Raw genomic sequence first — 22,291 nt, 5'->3', positions numbered from 1 at the left:
CCTTGTTTTCCACACCTGGCCGCGCCGCGCCTGTATCGGAGTACGACATGCCGTCCCATCTGTTCGCGGACCGTCCCGCCCAGCCGCCGGAGCCCGGCATGGTGGACGCGTTGATCTCGCAGACCCGCCGTCTGCGCGGAGACGTGGACGCCGTGCGCCGGGACGCGGTCATGGACGAGGACGATCCCCAGAACCGCTGGCAGCGCGCCCTGTGCGACCTCGCCGTGCATCAACTCGACGACCTCGGGGCCCACCTGAGTCAGCTCAAGGTGGGCATGCCCGGGGAGTCGGCCGCCCCGCCGGCCCTCGATGTCCCGGAGAGCGGGGCGGGGGCGGAGCTCGACTCCGAGCCCGGCGCGGCGTACGGCGGCCCGGCCCCGGCGCGCACGGGCTCCCTGCTGAGCCGGGTCGGCAGCGCCGAGTGGAATCTGCTGACCGACGAGGTCAGCTGGTCCGAGGAGCTGTTCCAGATCTTCGGCCGCGTTCCGGAGAGCGGCCCGATGTCCCTCGACGAACTGCCGTCGATGGTGTTCGCCGAGGACCAGCCCATTCTGCAGGCGATGGTGACGGACTGTCTGATCGACGGGAAACCGATCGACGGCGAGTTCCGGATCGTCCGCAGTGACGGCCGGGTCCGCACCCTGCACATGACGGGCGAGCCGGTCCTCGACGCCGACGGGTGCACCGCGTCCATGTGGGCCGTCTTACGGGACGTCAGCGAGCTGCGCCGCAGCGAGCGCGCGGTCCGCGAGTCACGCGACTCCCTCCAGCACCGCCGGCACATCGAGCGCACGGAGCACCGCGTCGCCGTGGAGCTGCAGGAGGCGGTGCTGCCACCCTGGCGTGGTTCGCTCAGCTTCGCCCACGGCGGACCCGGCGCGCCGCTCGACGTGGCCGGTCACTACCTCCCTGCCGCGTCGACCGGTCTGATCGGCGGCGACTGGTACGACGCGCTGGCGCTTCCCGACGGCGACGCCCTGCTGACGGTCGGCGACCTGACCGGGCACGGCGTCTCCGCCACCTCCTCGATGGCCATGCTTCTCGGCGCGCTGCGCGGCATGGCCGTGGCCGGGATCCGGCCGGGTGCCCTGATGGGCCACCTCAACCGGCTCCTGGAGACCGCCGCGCAGCCGGCGCTGGGCAGCGCGATGTGCTGCCGCTACGACCCCGCGCGCCAGACGCTCTCCTGGGCGCAGGCGGGCCACCCCGCCCCGCTGCTCTTCCGCGACGGGACGGGGCGGGCTCTGGCCAGGCCCGACGGCGTGCTGCTGGGTGCGACCACCGGGGCCGCGTACGAGGAGGCCGACGTCCGCCTCCTTCCGGGAGACCTGCTGATACTGCACACGGACGGGCTGACCCGCGGGACGGGCGGCGCCCAGGACGATTCGGGTACGCGGCGTCTCCTCTCCCTCGCGCCACGGCTCGCCGGGGCCCGGGACGCGCAGGACTGCGTACGGTCGGTGGTCGAGGAGTTCGGCGAGGCCCCGCGCGAGGACGACGCCTGCGTGATGGTGGTACGGGTCGGTTAGGCCCGGACGGATCTGTTCCGGATCACGGAACGCGGATCGACAGGGCGGTCACACGGGCTGCGGCCGGGCTGCGGTCGGGCGGCACGCGCCGGCACCTTGGAGGGCATACCGGCCGGTCCGGTGTGCCCTTTCTCCTACGGACCTGAGCCCGCGGGTGCCGCGGGTCGTCTGCGGCGGACCGCCCGGCTCAGACCCCGCCGATCCTCGGGCGCTTCGCCGCGGGCTTGGGCAGGGCGAGAGCGATCTCCTCGCGGAGGTCCTCGATCCTGGCGTAGCCCGCGTACTGCCCGGTCAGCCGGTACATCTCGCGCAGCCGGTCCCAGGTGCGGTGCGAGGACGTGTCGCCCATCGACACCAGCGCCAACCGGGCGTAGCGGTCCGCCTGTTCCGGATCGTCGGCGATGAAGCAGGCCGAGGCGAGGGAGATGTAGTCGAAGAGCTTCGAGCGGTTGTGACCGCTGCGGCGGAGCTCCAGGGCCAGTTTGGCGTGGCGCTGTGCCGGGACCGCGGCGGCGGGGTCGTGCTCGGCGAGCGTGCGGTAGGCGAGGGCCTGCATGCCGTGCATGTCGGCCTCGTCGAAGTTCTGCATCCAGCTGGGCGGCTCGACGTCCGACCGGTCGGAGACGAAGAGTTCCTCCGCCTCGCCGAGGGTGCGCCGCATGGCCTGGCCCTTGCCCATCGACGCCTGCGCCCAGGCCTCGATGGTGTGCAGCATCGCCTGGGTGCGGGGCAGGACCTCCTCACCCGAGCCGGACTTGGCGAGCTTCATCAGGTCGAGGGCGTCGTCCGGCCGGCCCAGGTGGACCATCTGCCGGGCGGCCCGGGACAGTGCCTCGCCGGCCCGGGGCCGGTCGCCGCCCTCGCGCGCCGCGTGGGCGGCGATGACGAAGTACTTCTGTGCGGTGGGTTCCAGGCCCACGTCGTGGGACATCCAGCCGGCGAGGACCGCCAGGTTGGCGGCGACACCCCACAGGCGCCGCTGGAGATGGTCGGGGTGGTGGTAGGCGAGCATGCCGCCCACCTCGTTGAGCTGGCCCACGACCGCCTTGCGCTGGAGGCCGCCGCCCCGGGAGGCGTCCCAGGCGCGGAACACCTCCACCGAGCGTTCCAGCGCGTCGATCTCCTCCGACCCGATGGGGGCGGCCTCGTAGCGGTCGAACCCGGCGGGATCGGCGTGCAGGGGATCGGTGGCCCGGGCAGCGCCGGGCTTGCGTGAGGGGTCGGTGTGCAGCCAGTCGTACATGGCGTTGCTGAGTGCGGAGCCTGCCGCGAGCGCGGCACCCGCGCCCACCAGGCCGCGTCGGTTGAGCATGAGGTCCATTCCCGTGAATTCGGTGAGGACCGCCGCCGTACGCTCGGGCGCCCAGGGCAGCGCGTCAGGGTTGTCGGTGTTCCTGACGTTCTGCCGTCTGCCTGCACGCCCGCGCCGTACGAACCCGAGGTCCTCGATGGTCACGACACGGCCGAGTCGCTCGGTGAACAGCGCTGCCAGCACCCGGGGTACGGGATCGCGCGGGGTCTCCCCCGTGTCGATCCAGCGCCGCACCCGCGAGGTGTCGGTCGCCAGCTGGGGGTGGCCCATGGCCGCCGCCTGCCGGTTCACGAGTCTCGCGAGTTCGCCCTTGGACCAGCCGGTCAGGCCGAAGAGGTCTGCCAGGCGGGTGTTGGTCTGTCCGGTCACGTCAAAGCCCCCAGGTTCTCGGCTGAGTTGACACTAACCCCGTGTCATAGGGCTGGCGACTATTCGCCAGGGTTCGCCAGGGTGCGCCCGATGTTCCGCCACCCGCGCCTGGGTGTCAGGTAGGAACGCGCCACCCCGCCCCGGCAGCCGGCCCTCATTCCCCAGGGTGCGGCCCGGAGGCCGGGCGGGGCGACGCACGCAACTCGTCGGCGCACGAAGGGATCTGTCACCTCCATGTACACAGCATCGTCCTCCGTGTCCGCCCCGCCCCGGCCGCAGCACCGCTCCATGCCGGCCGGCGCCGGACCGTACCTGGCCCCCGCGGCCCCGACGGTCCGGGCGCGACGCTGGGCCGGTGGCGTGACCCCCGCGCCCAGCGGAAGAATCGATCTGTCCGGCCCGCAGGGGGCCCAGGTGCGGATGGCCATCGCCTCCGTCCACCGGATCTGTCCGGAGTTCAATCCCGTGCAGGTGCTGCGCCGCAGCGGCCGGTCGGTCCTCATCGTCGGGACCACCGGGAGGACGACGGCGGTCGCGAAGTGTTTACTGGACCACTCCCCGGCGTGGGTCGAGCGGTTCCAGCACGAAATAGCTTCCTATCGCGCCTTCGTCCGGCACCGGCCACCGGTGCGCGCCCCCCGGCTCATCGCCGCGGATCCGGAGAACTGCACGCTGGTGATCGAGCGGACACCCGGACGGGCGGCGGCGCTGACGCGGCACCCCCTGGAGGCACCGCCCCGGGCGGACGTGCGCGCGGCTCTCGGTGCGATCGCCCGGCTGAACGCCTGGCGTCCGCCGGCCGGGACCTTCGACGCCCCGCTCGACTACGCGTCACGGATCGCCCGCTATCACGAGCTGGGGCTGTTCACCGACCGGGACCGGGACGACCTCCAGAAGCTGTTGCACGGCCTCGCCCAGGCGGGCGGCCGTCAGGGCATGGGGCAGTTCTGCCACGGCGACGCCCTGCTCTCGAACATCCTCCTCTCCCCCACGGGCCCGGTCCTGGTCGACTGGGAGCACGCGGGCTGGTACCTGCCGGGGTACGACCTGGCGACGCTGTGGGCGGTGCTCGGCGACGCCCCGATGGCCCGACGCCAGATCAGTCAGCTCGCGCAGCAGGCCGGGCCGGCGTCCAGGGACGCCTTCCTGGTGAACCTGATGATCGTGCTCACGCGGGAGATCCGTACGTACGAGACGGCGGTGCAGCGCACCATCAAGGAGGCGCCGCCCGCCGGTTCGGTCCCCGTTCCCTCCGGCGCGGTCTCGCCGGGTGAGGAGCAGCGGCTGCTGCTGCGGCGGCTGCACGACGACTGCGCCATGGCGCGGCGGGCCGTGCGCGCCGCGGTCGGCACGCGCTGAGCCGGGCGCCCGCCGACCGACGACTCGGGGGAACGCCCCGCGCGTCCGGTGCCGACACACCGGACGGGCGGGGCATCGTCGTATCGGGCGGAGCTCGGGAGCCCGGACCCCCACCGCGCGACAGCCTCCGCGCCGCACGGCGCGCCGGGACGGCACTGGTCCGCTCCGCTGACCGCCGCACGTCCGCGGCCTCGTGTCCCGAGACCCGGTGACATCACCTCTGACGTGGGACATCCCCTGCCGGAGCGGTGATTGCCGGACCCTCCGGGAGCCGGTGGCGGGGGGCTCGGTCCGTGTGCCCTCCCGTCACCCCCGTTCGAAGGACATCTGCCCGCGGCCGGACGGTCGGTCCTCCACCACCGGCGTGAACGACACCCGTGCCCGGACCTCGACAGGCCGGCGGTCACGGTGACGGAGCGCGGGTGGGGGGGCCGTACCCCGGGCGAGTACCCCTTCGCGCCGGTGTTCGATCCCACGGGACGCCGCGTCGTCCGGGGCCGGGAGGAGTGCCGCGAGATCCGGTTCGGCTCACCGTTTCGCCTTCGTGAAGGCCGCTGACGTGCGGGTTCACCGCGCCCGACCCGCCCGCCGGGCAGGCGGCGGAGGGATGCGGACGGACGGAGCGCCCCACGACACCCCTCGGCGTTCGTATGACTATCTCGGGTGCGGCGTGCGTCGTACGGGTGAGGGGTAAGGCTGGGCCGGGTATCGACCGCTTCACCGAAAGGCCCCGCACGCATGGCTCAGCCCTTCGTACTGCCGGATTTCTACGTCCCGTATCCGGCGCGGCTCAACCCCCATGTGGAGGAGGCCCGTTCGCACACCCGCGAGTGGGCGCGGGCGATGGGGATGCTGGAGGGCTCCGGCGTCTGGGAGGAGCACGACCTCGAGTCCCACGACTACGCGCTGCTGTGCTCCTACACCCATCCGGACTGCGACGCCGAGACGCTGTCCCTGGTCACCGACTGGTACACCTGGGTGTTCTTCTTCGACGACCACTTCCTCGAGGTGTTCAAGCGCCCCCAGGACCGGCCCGGCGGCAAAACGTACCTCGACCGGCTGCCGCTGTTCATGCCGATGGACGCGGCGGAGCTCATGCCGGAGCCGACCAACCCCGTCGAGGCGGGGCTCGCGGACCTGTGGACGCGCACGGTCCCGTCCATGTCGACGGCGTGGAGGGAAAGGTTCGCCGAGTCCACCGAGCACCTGCTGTACGAGTCGCTGTGGGAGCTGGACAACATCAACGAGGGGCGGATCGCCAACCCCCTCGAGTACATCGAGATGCGCCGCAAGGTGGGCGGCGCGCCGTGGTCGGCCGGGCTCGTCGAGTACGCCGCCGGCGCCGAGGTCCCCGAGCAGGTGGCGCGCTCCCGGCCGCTGTGCGTGCTGCGGGACGCCTTCTCGGACGCGGTGCACCTGCGCAACGATCTGTTCTCCTACCAGCGGGAGGTCGAGGACGAGGGAGAGAACAGCAACGGCGTCCTCGTCCTGGAGAAGTTCCTGGGGTGTACGACCCAGGAGGCCGCGGAGGCCGTCAACGACCTGCTGACCTCGCGGCTCCAGCAGTTCGAGAACACCGCGCTCACGGAAGTCCCCGGTCTCTGCCTGGAGAAGGGGCTGACGCCGGCGGAGTGCGCGGCCGTCGCGGCCTACACGAAGGGCCTCCAGGACTGGCAGTCGGGCGGCCACGAGTGGCACATGCGGTCCAGCCGGTACATGAACGAGGGCGCGGACAACGGCCCGTCTCGGCTCTCCGGCGTCCTCGGCACCTCCGCGCTGGACATCAGGAACGTCTTCGGCCGGCCCGCGGCGGCACGGCTGAGGAGCCTCACCCATGTCCCGCACGAGACGGTCGGGGCCTCGGTCCTGCCCGCGTTCGACCTGCCCTTCCCGCTGACGCTGAGCCCCCACCACCAGGAGGCGAAGCGATTGTCCGTGGAGTGGGCCGAGCGGATGGGTCTCCTCGACGACATCTGGGACCGCCCGATGCTGGAGGGATTCGACTTCGCGCTCTGCTCGGCCGGCCTCGATCCCGACGCCACGCCGGAGGAACTGGAGCTCAGCGCGGAGTGGCTGACCTGGGGGACGTACGGGGACGACTACTACCCCCTGGTCTTCGGCCGCCCGCGCGACCTGGCCGGCGCCAAGGAGTGCACCGAACGGCTCAAGGGGTGCGTGCCGGTGGACGATCCGGCGGCCGGGGCGGCACTCGCCGTGACGCCGATGGAGCGCTCACTGGCCGATCTGTGGACCCGCACGACGGCGCCGATGGGGCCGGGCGCCCGGGCGCAGCTGCGCCAGGCGCTGGACCGGATGCTCGACAGCTGGATGTGGGAGTTGCACAACCAGGCGCAGCACCGGGTCCCCGATCCGGTGGACTACCTCGAGATGCGCCACCACACCTTCGGCTCGGACCTGACGATGTCGCTCTGCCGGCTCCGGCACGCACACGACCTCCCCCGAGGGATCTTCCGGTCGGGGACCGTCGCGCGCCTGGAGAAGTCGGCGTCGACGTACGCCTGTCTCGTCAACGACCTGTTCTCGTATCAGAAGGAGATCGAGGTCGAGGGGGAGGTGCACAACGGCGTCCTCGTGGTGCAGAAGTTCTTCGACATCGACTATCCGACCGCCGTGGGGATGATCGACGACCTGATGCGGGGGCGGCTGAACGAGTTCCTGCACGCCAAGGAGCATGAACTCCCCGTCCTGTACGCCGACTTCGGCCTGGGAAGCCAGGGCCGCGCGGCGATGGAGGCGTATGTGCGGGAGCTGGAGGACTGGCTGGCCGGCATCCTCCACTGGCACCGCGAGGTCCGCCGCTACGCGCCCGAGGACGTGCACGCGGGCGGCGGTACGGCGCTGCTGCGCCCGGGCCCGACCGGGATCGGGACATCGGCCGCACGGCTCGCGTCGCTGTTCACCGCCTAGCGGGCGCGGGGGCGCCGGGTCGCTCCGGCGCGCCCCCGCCACGGGGACGGGGGGTGTCAGGCGGGGCGGTGCCCGCGCAGCTGGTCGAGCTCGCGACGCTCACGCTTGGTCGGGCGTCCGGCGCCCCGGTCGCGCACCGCCGCGAGGGCGACGTGCTCGCGCGGTGGCGGCGGCGGGCTGTTGTCGGCATAGGCCTCGGCGGCGACGGGCGGGCCGACGCGCTTGGTGAGCAGCTCCTTCACCTCGACGATCCGCTCCCGGCCGCCGTGGAAGAGGCGGACCTCGTCGCCCGGCTTCACGGGCTGGGCGGGCTTGGCCCGCTCGCCGTTCACCTTGACGTGTCCGGCCCGGCAGGCCGCGGCGGCCTGCGAGCGGGTCTTGGTGAGGCGGACCGCCCAGATCCAGCTGTCGACACGTGCGCTCATCGGCCCCGCCTCTCCCTCAGCCCTGCTGGAACAACTCGGCCGGCAGCGGCTTGAGGAGCGCGTACAGGTCGTCCGTGATCGGCCGGTCCCAACTGGCGATCGTGACCAGGACGTTGTCGCTGCGGTCGAACTGCACGCACGAGATGCGGCTCTCGGAGAGCTTGACCCGGCGGACGATCAGCAGGTTGTCGCCCTGCATGACGGGCATGTCCTCGGTCTCCAGGACCTCGACCGGCTCGTCGTTCTCCAGGGCCGCGAGGAGCTGCGCCACCTCGAAGGGGATCTGCCCGTCGGCCAGCTCGCGCGCCGGGGACCCCTCGGGGAGGTTACCGATGATCATCGCGGGGCCGCGGCCGCCGAAGAGGTCGTAGCGCAGGAAGACGCCCTGGCAGGTGCCGTCGGGGGCGGGGAGGAGACCGGCGCCGAGGTTGCCGGGCCAGTCGCCCGGGTCCATGGCCAGGACGTCGAAGTCCGGGCCCGCGGGAGTGGCGGCGCTGCGGCGGCGGAGGAAGGACATACGGCCATGGTACGTGCCCGGGCGCGCGACACGGAGCGCCGGGGCGGGGTCCGTGGCGAACCCGCCGAAGCCGTCCTGGGCCCGCCCCTCAGGGGCTTCCCGGCGGGTCGCCGCCCGCTCGGCCACCCGCCCGCCGGGCCGCTCCGCGACCCCGGGGGCCCGGGGCCCCGGGCGCGCACCGTCCGGATCCGGGCGACGACGGTCCGTCCTCCCGCCGGAGGGACGGCGCCGGCTCGGGGGGGGTGACCCGGCCAGGCGGGGCCGAGGTCCGCGGAGCGAGCGAGGGGACGGCGGCATGGGCCGGTCCGGTCGCGCGTGCCCGGGCTGGGCCACAGGCCGTGACCGCGGGGCAGGGCGCGCCGGAAGCCGGGAGCCGAAGCCGGGGGCCAGGACCGCGGGCCATGACCGTGGGCACGGGCGCCGGGGGCGGGGCGACGGCGGTCGTGTCCAGCCGGGTGTCCGGGGCACCCGTGACCGGTGGCGAGCGCCGCCCGGATACGGGAGGGCTCCACGGTGCCCGAGGGCCCGCCGCGAGGGCCCGAGGGCGGCGCACGCCCCGCCCACCGGGGGGGCGACGCGGACCTCAGACGGCGGAGTGGGACGCGCGCTCCGACAGTGTCCGCAGCACCGCCAACGCCTCCCGCGCGCGGGCGTGTTCGACGAAGAGGTGATCGTGGTGGAAGCCGGCCAGCACGTTGCAGCTCAGACCCGCGTCGGCGAGTTCACGGGCGACCGCCGCCGTCAGGCCGACGGCGTCCAGGGCGGAGTGAACCCGCAGGGTGATCCAGCCCGCCACGTAGTCGTACTCCAGTGAGGCCGCGTCGGCCTCCTCCTGGCGGACGACGAGGGTGAGCCCCTCGCTCTCGGCGACGGTGGCGACCGGGGCGACGCCCGCCGGGACGGGGCCGGCCACGGTGACGAAGACGTAGCGGCCGGCGTTCAGCTCCGGCCGCATCCCGGCGACGAGCCGGGTCAGATCACGCTCTGCACTCATGATCACCACCCTAGGACGGGCGGGACCGTCGTCAGGTGTGACGGCGTGTCACGTCAGGGCGGGGCGGCGTCACCGGGTCGACCACGAGCCGCCGCCGCTCCGGCCGGGCGGAGGCCCGGCGCCGTAGCCCCCACCACTCCCCGGGCGGACCTCAGGCGGGAGGCCGGTCCCCGACGAGCCACATGGAGAAGAACTGCGCGCCCCCGCCGTACGCGTGGCCGAGCGCCCTGCGCGCCCCGTCCACCTGGTGCGCTCCCGCCTGGCCCCGCACCTGCAGCGCCGCCTCGGCGAAGCGGATCATGCCCGAGGCGCCGATCGGGTTGGTGGAGAGCACCCCGCCCGAGGGGTTGACGGGCAGGTCCCCGTCGAGTTCGGTCACCCCCGCCTCGGTGAGCTTCCAGCCCTCGCCCTCCTCGGCGAAGCCCAGGTTCTCCAGCCACATCGGCTCGTACCAGGAGAACGGGACGTACATCTCCACCGCGTCGATCTCCCGGCGGGGGTCGGTGACGCCCGCCTGCCGGTAGACGTCGGCGGCGCAGTCCCGGCCCGCCCGCGGTGAGACGAAGTCCTTGCCCGCGAAGAGCGTGGGCTCGCTGCGCATCGCGCCGCCGTGCACCCACGCGGGCGGGCGGGGCGCGCGCTCCGCGCCGGACCGGTCGGTCAGGATCATCGCGCAGGCCCCGTCGGAGGACGGGCAGGTCTCGGAGTAGCGGATCGGGTCCCAGAGCATCGGCGACGCCTGCACCTTCTCCAGGGTGATGTCGTGCTCGTGGAGGTGGGCGTAGGGGTTCCTCAGCGCGTTGCGCCGGTCCTTGTACGCGACGAGGGAGCCGACGGTGTCGGGGGCGCCGGTGCGGCGCATGTAGGCGCGGACGTGCGGGGCGAAGAATCCGCCGGCGCCGGCAAGCAGCGGCTGCTGGAAGGGGACGGGCAGGGACAGCCCCCACATGGCGTTGGACTCGGACTGTTTCTCGAAGGCGAGGGTGAGGACCGTGCGGTGGACGCGGGCGGCCACGAGGTTCGCGGCGACCAGGGCGGTCGACCCGCCGACCGATCCGGCCGTGTGGACGCGGAGCATGGGCTTGCCGACCGCGCCGAGGGCGTCGGCGAGGTACAGCTCCGGCATCATCACGCCCTCGAAGAAGTCGGGGGCCTTGCCGATGACGACGGCGTCGACGTCCGCCCACGTCAGCTCGGCGTCCTCCAGTGCCCGCAGGGCCGCCTCGCGGACCAGTCCGGCGATGGAGACGTCCCGGCGGGCGGCGACGTGCTTGGTCTGGCCGATCCCGACGACGGCCACGGGCTCCTTAGGCACGTGCTTCCCCTTCCAGGACGGCGACGAGGTTCTGCTGCAGGCAGGGGCCGGAGGTGGCGTGGGCGAGGGCGCGGTCGGAGTCCCCCCGGTGGATGCGGGCGGCGGCCTCGCCCAGGCGGATGAGCCCGGCGGCCATGACGGGGTTGGCGGCCAGCGCTCCGCCGGAGGGGTTGACCCTCACGCTGTCGTCGAGGTCGAGGGCCTTGCGCAGGACGACCTCCTGCGCGCTGAAGGGGGCGTGCAGTTCCGCCGTGTCGACGGGCCGTTCGAAGGCTCCCGCGCGTTCGGCGGCCAGCCGGGTGGAGGGCGAGTCGGTCAGGTCGCGTACGCCCAGGGCGTGGGCCTCGATCCGGTGGTCCATGCCACGGATCCAGGCGGGGCGGGCGCACAGCTCCCGTGCCCTGTCCCCGGCCGACAGGATCACGGCGGCGGCGCCGTCCCCCACGGGCGGGCAGTCGCCCGCGCGCAGCGGCCGGACGAGGTAGTCGCCCTGGGGGCGGGCGCCGGGCACTTGCGCGTGCGGGTTGGCGGTGGCGTCCCGGCGGTTGCGGGCGGCGATGCCCGCGAGGGCGGGCTCGTCGGTGTCGCCCGCGTCGATCAGCGCCTGGGCCTGGAGCGCGGCGAGGGCGACCGCGTCGGGCCAGAGGGGGGCGAGGTAGTAGGGGTCGAGCTGCCGGGTCAGGACGTCGCGGACCGAGCCGGCCGAGGACTTCCCGTAGGCGTAGACGAGCGCGGTGTCGGCCTCGCCGGTCAGGAGCTTCACCCACGCTTCGTAGAGGGCCCAGGCTCCGTCCGTCTCGACGTGGGACTCGGAGATCGGCGGCCAGGCGCCGACGCCGTCGAGGGCCATGGTGAAGGAGAAGGCGCGTCCGGCGAGGTAGTCGGAGGAGCCGGAACAGGTGAACCCGATGTCGGCGGTCCTCAGGCCGGTCTGCCGCAGGACGTCGTGGAGGACGGGCATGAGCATCTCGACCTCGGAGACCTCGTCCGTGTGCCGCGCGTGGTCGGTCTGGGCGAAGGCGACGATGGCCACCTGCCGGTCGGGCGTCGCTCGCTCGGCGCTCACAGCAGCTCCTTGTACGTGTCGTAGTCGGCGTCGGGCTCGCCGCACGGGCGGTAATGGTCGGGGAAGCGGCCGTCCTCGCTCCAGACGGGCTCGACGCGCAGGCCCATGCGGACCTGGTCGTAGGGGATGCCGCCGATCCGGCCGTGCAGGGCGAGGCCCGCACCGTCCAGGGCGATGTGGGCGTAGACGTACGGGACCTCGATGTCGAGGTTCTTCGCCTTGATGTTGACGATGCAGAAGGTGGTGACGGTGCCTCGTGGACCGACCTCGACCCGGTCGGTGGTGGCGACGCCGCAGGTGGGGCAGGCGCCCCGGGGCGGGATGTAGACCTTGGCGCAGGACGGGCAGCGTTCGCCGACGGTCCGGCGCTCGGCGAGGGCGCGGAGGTAGCCGGTCTGGGCGCGTCCGGGGCTGTACGTGTAGTCCAGGCGGGCCGGTGCGACGATTCCGGTGACGGGGTCGTCGAACCTCCCGTGGTGGGCCCGCGCCTCGGTGGCGGGGTCGCTCGCGTAGGGCTCGAAGCAGGCGATGTCCGTGATCGCGCCGTGCCGGTCGTCGGCCCAGCGGATCCGTACGCGCATCCCGGCGCGGACGGCCTCGGGCCCGGGGGCGTCGAGGGCGTGCAGCAGGGCGGTGTCGGCGCCGTCGAGGCGGACGAGGACCCAGGCGAAGGGGGTCGCCAGCGGCTGGCCGGGGCGGGGCGCGTGGTTCCAGGCCCAGGTGGTGACGGTCCCGGTGGCGGCGATCTCGACCAGTTCGCGGAGTTCGGCGGCGGTGGTCGGGTCGTACTCGACGGGCGGGACCAGGACACGTCCGTCACCGGTCCGCACCCCGAGGACGGTCCGCTCGCGCAGCCCGGTCAGGAAGGCCGACTGGACGGGTCCGAGCGAGCGGGTGAAGGGGAACTCCACGACGAGGAGTGCGCGGAGCATGTCCGGCGCGGGGGTGGCGGTCATGGATGGGGCTCCTTCCGTGGTGGGCGGGCGGCCCGGGCGGCGGCTCGCACGGCTTGCTCCGTCGGCGGCCGCGCGATGCGCTCCGTCGCGGCCGCACGGTTCGCTCCGTCGGCTGTCGGCTGTCGGCTGTCGGCTGTCGGCGGGGTGGCGGCGGGCCGTCGGATCGCCCCGTGCGCCGCCGGTTTGGGGGCGGCGCGCCCGCGAGCGGGCGCGCGCCTTCTCGGCTCCCGGGTCACCGCCGGCGGTACACCGGCTCGCGCTTCTCGGCGAAGGCGCGGGCGCCCTCCTTCGCGTCCGCCGTCTCGAAGACCGGCCACCCCCGCTTGAGTTCGGCCGCCAGCCCTTCGCTCTCGGTCATCTCGGCCGTCTCGTAGACCGACGCCTTGACCGCCTCGACGGCGAGCGGTCCGCAGGCGTTGATCCGCTCGGCGATCTCCAGGGCCTTGTCCAGAGCGCCGCCGTCGGGGACGACCTGACCGACGAGTCCGATCCGGGCCGCTTCCTCCGCGCTGTACGGGCGGCCGGTGAGCAGCATCTCCAGGGCGTGGGTGCGGGCGATCTGGCGGGGCAGCCGGACCGTGGATCCTCCGATCGGGAAGAGCCCGCGCCGCACCTCGAAGAGGCCGAAGGTGGCCGAGGCGCCGGCGACCCGGATGTCAGTGCCCTGCAGGATCTCGGTGCCGCCCGCGACGCAGTGGCCCTCGACGGCGGCGATCACCGGTTTGCGGGGGCGGTGGTGGCGCAGCATCGCCTTCCAGTGCAGGTCGGGGTCGGCGCTCAGCCGGTCCCGGTACCCCTCCCCCGCCATCCCCTTGCCCGCCAGCGCCTTGAGGTCCATCCCGGCGCAGAACGAACCGCCGGCCCCGGTCAGGACGACGGAGCGGACGGTGTCGTCGGCGTCCGCCTCCAGCCAGCCGTCGTACAGCCCGACGAGCATGGGCAGTGAGAGCGCGTTCTTGGCCTCCGGCCGGTCGAGCGTGAGCACGAGTGTGGCGCCTTCGCGCCGCACGCTGAGGTGTTCGGTCCCACCCATGGGCGTCTCCCGTCTCCAGACCTAGAACAGGTTGCAGGAGGCGACGGTCCAGTTCAATAGTTTTCTGACACCCAGTCAGTTTCTTCTGCGGGACCCCTTCCGCCCTCCGCCGGTCGGCGCTCTAATGACCGCCGGGTCAGTTCCGGCCGTGACGATCAGCGGGGTCAGGAGGAACGGTGGAATACAACCTTGCCGACCTGTTCGAATCGGTCGTCGACGTGGTCCCCGACCGCGAGGCGCTCGTGTACGTCGACCACCCGGGCACCGGCTCCGAACGCCGGCTCACCTACGCGCAGCTCGACGCCGCAGCCAACCGCCTCGCCCACCACCTGCTCGACTCGGGCGTCCGGCCGGGCGAGCACCTCGGCCTGCACCTCTACAACGGCGTCGAGTACCTGCAGACCGTGCTGGCCTGCCTCAAGGCGCGGATCGTCCCGGTCAACGTCAACTACCGCTACGTCGAGGAGGAGCTGGTCTACCTCTACCGGGACGCCGACCTGGCCGCGCTCGTGTTCGACTCGGAGTTCACCGACCGGGTCGCCGCCGCCCTGCCGCGGACGGAGAAGCTGCGGCACCTCGTCCGGGTGGGGACCCGGCCCGAGGACGGGGCGGCGGCACCGGGCCCCGCCTGCACGGACTTCACCGACGCCGAGGCCTCCGGCTCGCCGGAGCGGGGCTTCCCGGAGCGGTCGGGCGACGACCTCTTCATCATCTACACGGGCGGGACGACGGGCATGCCCAAAGGCGTCATGTGGCGCCAGGAGGACCTGTTCTTCGCCGGGCTCTTCGGCGGAGAACCGGCGGGCGAGCCCGTGAAGCGCCCGGAGGAGCTGGCGGAACGGGTGGCGGCGCGCGGAGCGGGGATCACCTTCTTCCCCACGCCCCCCTTGATGCACGGCACGTCGACGCTGACCTCGTTCGTCGCCTTCAACTACGGGCAGCGGCTCGTCCTCCACCGGAAGTACGTCCCGGAGGAGGTGCTCCGCACCATCGCCAAGGAGAAGGTCTCCAGCGTGTCGCTGGTCGGCGACGCGATGCTCAGGCCCCTCGTCGACGCCCTGCACGGCCCCCTCGAGGGCACGGACCTGTCGTCGCTCTTCAGCGTCTCCTCGTCCGGAGCGATCATGTCGGACACGGTACGGGCGCAGTTCCAGGCACTCGTCCCCCACGTGCTGCTCCTGAACAACTTCGGTTCCTCCGAGTCCGGTTCGAACGGCAAGGCGACGGACGACTCGGGCCCGGAGAGGGGCTTCCGTCTGGAGGTCAACGAACGCACCCGGGTGGTGGATCCGGTGACGTACGAACCGGTGCCCGTGGGCGTGCCGGGGCGCCTCGCGCAGCGCGGGCACGTGCCGCTCGGCTACTACAACGACCCGGTGAAGACCGCCGAGACCTTCTTCCGGCGGGGCGACGAGCGCTGGGTCCTCCTCGGCGACATGGCGACGGTCGGTGAGGACGGCATCGTGACCGTCCTCGGTCGGGGCTCGCAGTGCATCAACACCGGGGGCGAGAAGGTCTATCCGGAGGAGGTCGAGCAGGCGCTCAAGTCCCATCCGGACGTCTACGACGCCCTCGTCGCGGGAGTGCCGGACGCGAGATGGGGCCACCACGTCGCCGCGGTGGTGCAGCTGCGCGCCGGCGCGGAGGCGCTCGACCTGTCGGCCGTCCAGTCCCACTGCCGCTCCCGGCTGGCCGGCTACAAGATCCCGCGCCGGCTGGTGCTCACCGACAGCATCCAGCGCTCACCGAGCGGCAAGGCGGACTACCGCTGGGCGAGGTCCGTCGCGTCGGCCGAGCACGACGGCAGCTGAGCCGGCGCCGGAGCGATCGCCGGGGGCCGGAGGCCCGGGCGGCAGAGGATCAGGCGGTCAGGACGACCTTGGCCCGCGCGTGTTCCACCTCGAGGTAGCGAATGGCCTCCGCCGCCTCGCCGAGGGGGTAGGTCCGGTCGATGACCGGGGTGAGCCGACCCGTCTCGACCAGCTCGCCGAGCGCCACGAGGTTCTCCGCGCTCGGCGTCGACTCCAGGACGAGGAGCCGATGACCGACGAACGCCGCGACGGCCCGGCCGCGGACGAGGAGCCCCATCGGGCCGAACAGGCTGCCGCCCCGCGAGACGCCGCCCCCGGACAGCACCAGCGTCCCGTCGGGTGCGAGCACGCGGCGGTACGCGGCCAGGGAACGGTTTCCGACCAGGTCGAGCACCACGTCGTAACGCCCGGGGCGGCGCGTGAAGTCGTCCCGGGTGTAGTCGACGACGTGGTCGGCGCCGAGTGATCCGACCAGGTCCGCGTTCCGCGTTCCGCACACGGCGGTGACCTCGGCGCCGAGCGCCTTGCCTATCTGGACGGCGAAGGTCCCCACACCCCCGGACGCGCCGTTGATCAGGATTCTGGCGCCCGGCCCGACCCGCCCCACATCGCGCAGGCCCATGAGGGCGGTGTTGCCGGCCAGCGGCACGGCGGCAGCCTGGGCGAAGGTCAGGCCGGCGGGTATCGGTGCCAGGACGTCCGGCGTGGCGCGCACGTACTGCGCGAACGCCCCCTCGGCCTCGCCGAACACCTCGTCACCGGCCCGGAATCCCCGCACGTCCTTGCCCACCGCCTGCACCACGCCCGCGAAGTCCGTGCCCCGGACCCGCACGCGAGGTCGGCCGAGCCCGAACGCCAGGCGCGCGACGTACGGATCGCCCCGCATGTAGTGCCAGTCCCGCGCGTTGACCGCCGCCGCGCGGACCCGGACGAGGACCTCGTGACCGGCGACGGCCGGCTCCTCGACGTCCCGGTACTCCAGCACGTCGGGCGAGCCGTATCTGTCCTGGACGATCGCCTTCACCGGGCCTCCGTAACGCGCGTCGAGAGTGCGGAAGGGCTCCCGACCGCTCCCCGGGCTCCCCGACCACGGTAGGCGCGGGGGCGCGCCCGGGACATCGGGGACGATCCCTAGGGAGTGCCCGGAAGACATCGACGTCCGCCCGGCGGGGCGGCGGTGCCCCGCACGCCGCACCGGGCCCCGAACTCCCGCGGGCGACCGGGTTCGCCGCATGCGCGACGCGATACCGTGGGACGTCCGTCCCGGAAGAGTACGAAGGAAGCGCACCACCATGTCCGAGACCCTGCGCGGGGACTGCGCGAACTGCTTCGGGCTGTGCTGCGTGGCGCTTCCCTTCGCCCGCTCGGCGGACTTCGCGGTGGACAAGTCCTCCGGCGAGCCCTGCCGGAACCTGCGGGACGACTTCCGCTGCGGGATCCACACCCGGCTGCGGCCGAGCGGCTTCTCGGGCTGCACGGTGTACGACTGCTTCGGCGCCGGCCAGAAGGTCTCGCAGATCACGTTCGGCGGGGTCTCCTGGCGGGAGGCCCCGGAGACGGCGCACCTGATGTACGAGGTCTTCCCCGTGGTGCGGCAGCTCCACGAGCTGCTGCGCTACCTCACCGAGGTCCTCGCGCTGCCCGCCGCGCGCCCGCTGCACGACGAAGCGGCCGAGGCCCTGGCCCGGGTCGAGGAGCTCACCCGGGGCACGGCGTACGAGCTGGAGAAACTGGACGTGGCCGCGGTGCGGGCCCGGGTGAACCCGCTGCTGCTGCAGGCGAGCGCGCTCGTGCGGGCGGCGGCCGGCGGCACGGCCCGGAACCGGCGGGGCGCCGACCTGATCGGGGCACGGCTGCGCGGGGCGAAGCTGCGCGGCGCGGACCTGCGCGGGGCGCTGCTGATCGCGGCGGACCTGAGCGGCGCCGACCTGTCCCTCGCCGACCTGATCGGCGCCGACCTCCGCGACGCCGACCTGTCGGGCGCGGACCTGACCGGCGCGCTCTTCCTCACCCAGCCCCAGCTCAACGCGGCCCGCGGCGACGCCGCCACCCTGCTCCCCGAGGGCTTCGAGCGCCCCTCCCACTGGGCGGGGCGCTGCTGAGAGGCGGCGGAAAGTCCCTGCGGGGCCACCTCCGGTCGGGCGGACGCCGAGCCGTTCCGGCCGTTCAGGGAACGTAGACGTACGGGGTCGTCGTCGTCAGCGGGACGAATCCGAGGCGCTGGAGGATCGGGCGGCTGGTGTCCGCCGCGTCGACCTGGACGTAGGCGTGTCCGTGTTCGGCGGCGATGCGCGTGCGGTGGGCGACGAGCGCGCGGTAGAGGCCCCTGCCGCGCCACGGCGGGACCGTGCCGCCGCCCCAGAGCCCGGCGAAGTCGGTGCCGGGGTAGAGCTCCAGGCGCGCGGCGCTGACGGGCTCGTCGCCCGCCATGGCCAGGACAGCGGTGACGGCGCCCGGTTCGGCGGCGAGCCGGTCCGTGAACTGCCGGCCGAGGGAGGAGCCGTCCCCGCCGAAGGCCCGGTCGTGGACCTCGGTCACGAGGCGCACTCCGGCCGCGTCGGTCACCGGGCGCAGCTCGACGCCGTCGGGCAGCTCGACGGCGGTGGGCAGTGCCGCCGTCTCGGCCACCATCAGGGTCTCCTGGTCCTCGGCGGTGAATCCGGCCGCGCGCAGGCGAACGGCGAGGTCGGCCGGGCCGTCGTGGCCGTACAGCTTCCACTCGAACGCGCGTCGGCCGTGCCGGGTGTAGTGGCGGATCTGCCGGGCGATGACGGCGTCGGCGCCGGTCTCGTCGAGTCCGGACCAGAGGACGCCGTTCCAGGCGTGCTCGGGCCCGGTCTGCCGGACGACCGGGCCGTCCCTTTCGACGCGGCTGCCAGGGCCGTCGGGGCGGGCGCCGAGCCGCAGCTGCCGGTCGTACCGGCGCAGGAGCGCCGGGTAGTGCGAGGAGTCCATGCGGTCACTCCAGCACCGGCCGCCGGAGGCGGGCAAAAGGGTTTCCGGACTGCACCGTCAGCCGCCGGCCGGAGTGGGCCCGACGCCCTGCCGGCGGGTCACGCGTCCAGTGCGTCGCACGGTCGGGCGCCGGCCCGGCGCTCCGCCGCGTCGCGCCGCCCCGGCCTCAGGCCGTGGAGTGGCGCAACGGGGTGAGCTGCTCGATGTCGTAGCGGCGGCGCAGTTCCTCCACCGCCGCGTGGTCGACCTCTCCGCCGGAGCCGAGGATCTCCAGCAGCTCCTCGAAGTACCGCTCGTGGTCCGGGGGCGGGGACGCCTGGAACAGCATCCGCGCGGGCTCGCCCGTCGGGTTGGCGAAGGCGTGGGGGCAGCCGGGCGGCACGAGGATGAGCGTGCCGCGAGTGGCGCGTACGACCCGCTCGCCGGCGGCCGACTCCCAGTCCCGCCAGCGGTCGGGGGTGCGCACCAGGGGCTCGAAGGCGAGCACGTCCAGTTCGCCTTCGAGGACGTAGAACAGCTCCTCGCTGTGGCCGTGGGTGTGGGCGCCCACGTCGAACCCGGGCGGGACCTCGACCTCGAACGTGGAGGCGGTCCGGGTGTGCTCGCCGGTGACCTTGAAGGTGACCCGCTGGGCGGCGGTGGTGAGGGTCTTCCCGTGGCCGGGCGGCACGACGAGCCCCCCGCGCGCCTGAATGGCTGTCATGCGGTCGTACGTCCTCTCGTCGCCGTTCCTTCCCGTGACCGTGCAGGCCCGGTCACCAGGTGACCGGAAGGGTCTCGGGGCCCCGGATCAGGGCGCCGCGCTGCCACTGGATCTGGTCCTCGGGTACGGCGAGGCGCAGGTCGGGGAAGCGTTTCCAGAGGGAGTCGAGGAGGATCTCCGACTCGATGCGGGCCAGCGCGGAGCCCGGGCAGTAGTGGGGCCCGTGGCCGAAGGCGACGTGCGGGTTGTAGTCGCGGTCGAAGTCCAGCCGCTCGGGGTCGGGGAAGACCTCCGGGTCGCGGTTGGCGGTCAGGTAGGAGACGTAGACGGCCTCACCCCGCGGGATCAGCACGCCGCCGACCTCCACGTCCTCCATGGCGATCCGGGACAGACCGACGGCGTTGCGGTGCGGGATGTACCGCAGCAGCTCGTCGACGGCCTGGGGCAGCAGTCCGGGGTCGGCGCGCAGCCGGGCGAGGTGCTCGGGGTGGGTGAGGAGCGCGTACACCATGTTGGCGCTGTTGTTGCGCACCGCGTGCGCTCCGCCGATCTGGATGAGGACGGCGAGGCCGACGGCCTCGTGCTCCTCGAGGGTGGTGTCGCCGACGGCGTCCGCGAGGACGGCGACGAGCGTCTCCTTGTCCGTGCCGTGGCTGCGGCCGATGAGATCGGTGAAGTACTGCCCCATCTCGGCCTTGGCCTTCTCGCTGGCCTCGCGGCCGGCCCCGGCGGAGATGATCGTGTCGGACCAGTGGGCCATCAGCGGCTGGTCGTCCTCCGGCACGCCCATCAGCTCGCTGACCATGGCGAGCGGGAAGGGCCGGTTGACCATCGCCATGAGGTCGGCGGGGGCGCCGTGTTCCTCCACCGCGTTGAGGAGGCGGTCCATGGTGGCCTGCGCGTGGTCGCGCAGGGACCGTAGCGCGCGGGCGCTGAAGGCGCGGGCGACGACTCGGCGCATCCGGGTGTGGTCGGGCGGGTCGGCGAAGCCGACGGCTCCGTCCATGGGGATGAAGTGCGGGGCGAGCCGGGTGACCTGGCGCCCCCAGACGGCCTGCCGGCTGAAGCGGGGGTCGACGGAGACGAACTTGACGTCCTCGTAGCGCGTGACGAGCCAGGCGTGGCCCTCGCCGTTCGGGAGCCGCACGCGGGTGACCGGGTCCTCGTGCAGCAGCCGGGCGAGCAGGGGATCGAAGTCGAGGCCGGTGAGGTCGGGCACGGCCCAGAAATGGACCTGGGGGACGTCGGCGGACTCGGAGGTGACGGTCGTGGTCATGGGGCGGCCTTCGCGGGTGCGGGTGCGTGCGGATCCGGTACTTCCCTGACCCATCCCCCGCTTTTCGCACGCATGCGCACGGAGGCGGTCAAACGCACTCCATTGCGTGATCTTGCGGCGGCTCGGGGCGCGGTCCGCCGCCCGTACACCCGGCCGTGCGCGGCCCCCGGCCGCGCACCACGCGGGCGGGCGCCGAGCGCGGACCCGCAGGCATGCGGACACACGGACACGCATGCGGAAAACTCGTCCCGCCCCCTTGCCAACGACCGGGTGCCGCCGGATTTACTGATCCGGACGGATCAACCGAACGATCGGTCGCCCGTCACGACGGGCGGCCGTCGCCGGGGCGGGCAGCGGGACGGGAGCACGGCGCATGACGGACCTGTGGGACAGCGGCGAGCGGCTGGGACGCGCGGAGCTGGCGGCCCTCCAGCTGGAGCGACTGCGCTCCACCCTCCGCCACGCCTACGAGAACGTGGACTTCTACCGGCGGTCCTTCGACGGCGCCGGAGTGCGTCCCGAGGACTGCCGTTCGCTCGCGGACCTCGCCCGTTTCCCGTTCACGGCCAAGACCGACCTGCGGGACAACTACCCCTTCGGCATGTTCGCCGTGGACCGGTCGCGCGTCAGGCGCGTCCACGCCTCCAGCGGGACCACCGGGCGGCCGACCGTCGTCGGGTACACCGACCGCGACCTGGACGTCTGGGCGGACGTGGTCGCCCGGTCGATCCGCGCGGCCGGCGGGCGCCCCGGGCACCGGGTGCACGTCGCCTACGGCTACGGACTCTTCACGGGCGGGCTCGGCGCGCACTACGGCGCCGAGCGTCTCGGCTGCACCGTCATTCCGGCCTCGGGCGGCATGACGGCCCGCCAGGTCCAGCTGATCCAGGACTTCGAGCCCGAGATCATCATGGTGACGCCCTCGTACATGCTGACGCTGCTCGACGAGTTCGAGCGTCAGGGCGTCGATCCCCGCAGCACCTCGCTCAAGGTCGGGATATTCGGCGCGGAGCCGTGGACCGAGGCGATGCGGCGGGAGATCGAGGAACGGTTCGCCATCGACGCGGTGGACATCTACGGCCTCTCGGAGGTCATGGGCCCCGGGGTGGCGCAGGAGTGTGTCGAGACCAAGGACGGACTGCACGTCTGGGAGGACCACTTCTACCCCGAGATCGTGGACCCGCTCACGGGAGAGGTGCTGCCGGACGGCGAGGAGGGCGAGCTGGTGTTCACCTCGCTCACCAAGGAGGCCATGCCCGTCGTCCGCTACCGCACCCGGGACCTGACCCGTCTGCTGCCCGGCACGGCGCGGGTCTTCCGGCGGATGGAGAAGGTGACCGGCCGCAGCGACGACATGGTGATCCTGCGCGGGGTGAACCTCTTCCCGACCCAGATCGAGGAGATCGTGCTGCGTACGCCGGGGGTCGCGCCGCACTTCCAGCTGCGGCTGACCCGCGAGGGGCGCCTCGACGCGCTGACGGTACGGGCCGAGGCCCGCCCGGAGGCGACGCCCGAGCAGCGCGCGGAGGCGGCACGGGCGATCGCACGGTCCGTCAAGGAGGGGGTCGGGGTCTCGGTGGGGGTCGAGGTGGTCGACCCCGAGACACTGGAGCGGTCGGTGGGCAAGATCAGGCGGATCGTGGACCTCCGGCAGGACGACGGCGGCACGACCCGGACGACGGGCCCGTAGGGAAGCGCCCGGAAGGGGTTCGGGTCGTCCGGAGGGCGTCGCCCGGCCGGGAC

At 73.3% G+C, this 22,291-nt stretch carries 18 protein-coding genes; 6 read left to right on the top strand and 12 right to left on the bottom strand.

The window, feature by feature from the left end; genetic code table 11:
* Positions 1-47 precede the first annotated feature (47 nt).
* A complete protein-coding gene (locus AB0K65_RS18880; protein WP_365717859.1) occupies positions 48-1,529 on the top strand; it encodes a SpoIIE family protein phosphatase in 1,482 nt (493 codons plus the stop codon).
* 187 nt (positions 1,530-1,716) lie between these two features.
* Here the strand turns inward: AB0K65_RS18880 and AB0K65_RS18875 are convergent, their stop codons facing one another.
* Entirely contained in the window at positions 1,717-3,210 is a 1,494-nt protein-coding gene (locus tag AB0K65_RS18875; protein ID WP_365717856.1) for a hypothetical protein, read from the bottom strand.
* Positions 3,211-3,444: 234 nt separating this feature from the next.
* On the opposite strand from AB0K65_RS18875, the gene AB0K65_RS18870 reads away from it, so the two are divergent.
* Together AB0K65_RS18870 and AB0K65_RS18865 are read left to right on the top strand one after the other, a co-directional pair.
* The gene (locus AB0K65_RS18870) at positions 3,445-4,569 is read left to right on the top strand and encodes an aminoglycoside phosphotransferase family protein (RefSeq protein ID WP_365717854.1); all 1,125 of its coding nucleotides are present in this window, start codon (positions 3,445-3,447) and stop codon (positions 4,567-4,569) included.
* A 738-nt stretch (positions 4,570-5,307) separates the two neighbouring features.
* On the top strand, positions 5,308-7,497 hold the full coding sequence (locus AB0K65_RS18865) for a terpene synthase family protein (RefSeq protein WP_365717852.1): 2,190 nt from the start codon (positions 5,308-5,310) through the stop codon (positions 7,495-7,497).
* 56 nt (positions 7,498-7,553) lie between these two features.
* Here AB0K65_RS18865 and AB0K65_RS18860 read toward each other — a convergent pair whose 3' ends face one another.
* The 7 genes from AB0K65_RS18860 to AB0K65_RS18830 all read right to left on the bottom strand — a co-directional run bounded on the left by AB0K65_RS18860 (position 7,554) and on the right by AB0K65_RS18830 (position 13,803).
* Positions 7,554-7,922 (bottom strand): RNA-binding S4 domain-containing protein, encoded by a 369-nt coding sequence (locus AB0K65_RS18860; RefSeq protein ID WP_365717850.1) that lies wholly within the window; start codon positions 7,920-7,922, stop codon positions 7,554-7,556.
* 16 nt (positions 7,923-7,938) lie between these two features.
* A complete protein-coding gene (locus AB0K65_RS18855; RefSeq protein ID WP_365717848.1) occupies positions 7,939-8,439 on the bottom strand; it encodes a hypothetical protein in 501 nt (166 codons plus the stop codon).
* A gap of 583 nt (positions 8,440-9,022) precedes the next feature.
* On the bottom strand, positions 9,023-9,433 hold the full coding sequence (locus AB0K65_RS18850; protein ID WP_365717846.1) for an ACT domain-containing protein: 411 nt from the start codon (positions 9,431-9,433) through the stop codon (positions 9,023-9,025).
* A 151-nt stretch (positions 9,434-9,584) separates the two neighbouring features.
* The gene (locus AB0K65_RS18845; protein ID WP_365717844.1) at positions 9,585-10,748 is read right to left on the bottom strand and encodes a thiolase domain-containing protein; all 1,164 of its coding nucleotides are present in this window, start codon (positions 10,746-10,748) and stop codon (positions 9,585-9,587) included.
* Positions 10,741-11,814: a thiolase domain-containing protein gene (locus tag AB0K65_RS18840; RefSeq protein WP_365717842.1), complete on the bottom strand. Its 1,074-nt coding sequence runs from the start codon at positions 11,812-11,814 to the stop codon at positions 10,741-10,743. The genes AB0K65_RS18845 and AB0K65_RS18840 overlap by 8 nt, the downstream gene beginning before the upstream one ends.
* Positions 11,811-12,770 (bottom strand): OB-fold domain-containing protein, encoded by a 960-nt coding sequence (locus tag AB0K65_RS18835; protein ID WP_365717839.1) that lies wholly within the window; start codon positions 12,768-12,770, stop codon positions 11,811-11,813. Before AB0K65_RS18835 ends, AB0K65_RS18840 begins: the two co-directional genes overlap by 4 nt.
* Before the next feature lie 232 nt (positions 12,771-13,002).
* Complete coding sequence (locus tag AB0K65_RS18830) at positions 13,003-13,803, bottom strand: crotonase/enoyl-CoA hydratase family protein (RefSeq protein ID WP_365717837.1); 801 nt, start codon at positions 13,801-13,803, stop codon at positions 13,003-13,005.
* Positions 13,804-13,979: 176 nt separating this feature from the next.
* Here AB0K65_RS18830 and AB0K65_RS18825 point away from each other — a divergent pair, with 176 nt between their 5' ends.
* The gene (locus AB0K65_RS18825; protein WP_365717835.1) at positions 13,980-15,614 is read left to right on the top strand and encodes an acyl-CoA synthetase; all 1,635 of its coding nucleotides are present in this window, start codon (positions 13,980-13,982) and stop codon (positions 15,612-15,614) included.
* A 49-nt stretch (positions 15,615-15,663) separates the two neighbouring features.
* On the opposite strand, the gene AB0K65_RS18820 is transcribed toward AB0K65_RS18825, so the two are convergent.
* Complete coding sequence (locus tag AB0K65_RS18820; RefSeq protein ID WP_365717833.1) at positions 15,664-16,638, bottom strand: NAD(P)-dependent alcohol dehydrogenase; 975 nt, start codon at positions 16,636-16,638, stop codon at positions 15,664-15,666.
* Between the two features lie 268 nt (positions 16,639-16,906).
* Here AB0K65_RS18820 and AB0K65_RS18815 point away from each other — a divergent pair, with 268 nt between their 5' ends.
* A complete protein-coding gene (locus AB0K65_RS18815) occupies positions 16,907-17,716 on the top strand; it encodes a pentapeptide repeat-containing protein (RefSeq protein ID WP_365717831.1) in 810 nt (269 codons plus the stop codon).
* 64 nt (positions 17,717-17,780) lie between these two features.
* Here AB0K65_RS18815 and AB0K65_RS18810 read toward each other — a convergent pair whose 3' ends face one another.
* The 3 genes from AB0K65_RS18810 to AB0K65_RS18800 form a co-directional block, all read right to left on the bottom strand.
* On the bottom strand, positions 17,781-18,569 hold the full coding sequence (locus tag AB0K65_RS18810) for a GNAT family N-acetyltransferase (protein ID WP_365717828.1): 789 nt from the start codon (positions 18,567-18,569) through the stop codon (positions 17,781-17,783).
* 166 nt (positions 18,570-18,735) lie between these two features.
* On the bottom strand, positions 18,736-19,272 hold the full coding sequence (locus AB0K65_RS18805; RefSeq protein WP_365717826.1) for a cupin domain-containing protein: 537 nt from the start codon (positions 19,270-19,272) through the stop codon (positions 18,736-18,738).
* A 52-nt stretch (positions 19,273-19,324) separates the two neighbouring features.
* Positions 19,325-20,548 (bottom strand): cytochrome P450, encoded by a 1,224-nt coding sequence (locus AB0K65_RS18800; RefSeq protein ID WP_365717823.1) that lies wholly within the window; start codon positions 20,546-20,548, stop codon positions 19,325-19,327.
* A 373-nt stretch (positions 20,549-20,921) separates the two neighbouring features.
* On the opposite strand from AB0K65_RS18800, the gene paaK reads away from it, so the two are divergent.
* Positions 20,922-22,238: a phenylacetate--CoA ligase PaaK gene (gene paaK, locus AB0K65_RS18795; RefSeq protein WP_365717821.1), complete on the top strand. Its 1,317-nt coding sequence runs from the start codon at positions 20,922-20,924 to the stop codon at positions 22,236-22,238.
* Positions 22,239-22,291 lie beyond the last annotated feature (53 nt).

The sequence above is a fragment of the Streptomyces sp. NPDC053755 genome (genome assembly GCF_040677675.1).
In the GTDB taxonomy this organism is placed as follows: domain Bacteria; phylum Actinomycetota; class Actinomycetes; order Streptomycetales; family Streptomycetaceae; genus Streptomyces.
Note: the sequence above shows the minus strand (reverse complement) of the source record. Positions and strands in the feature narration are given on the sequence as shown.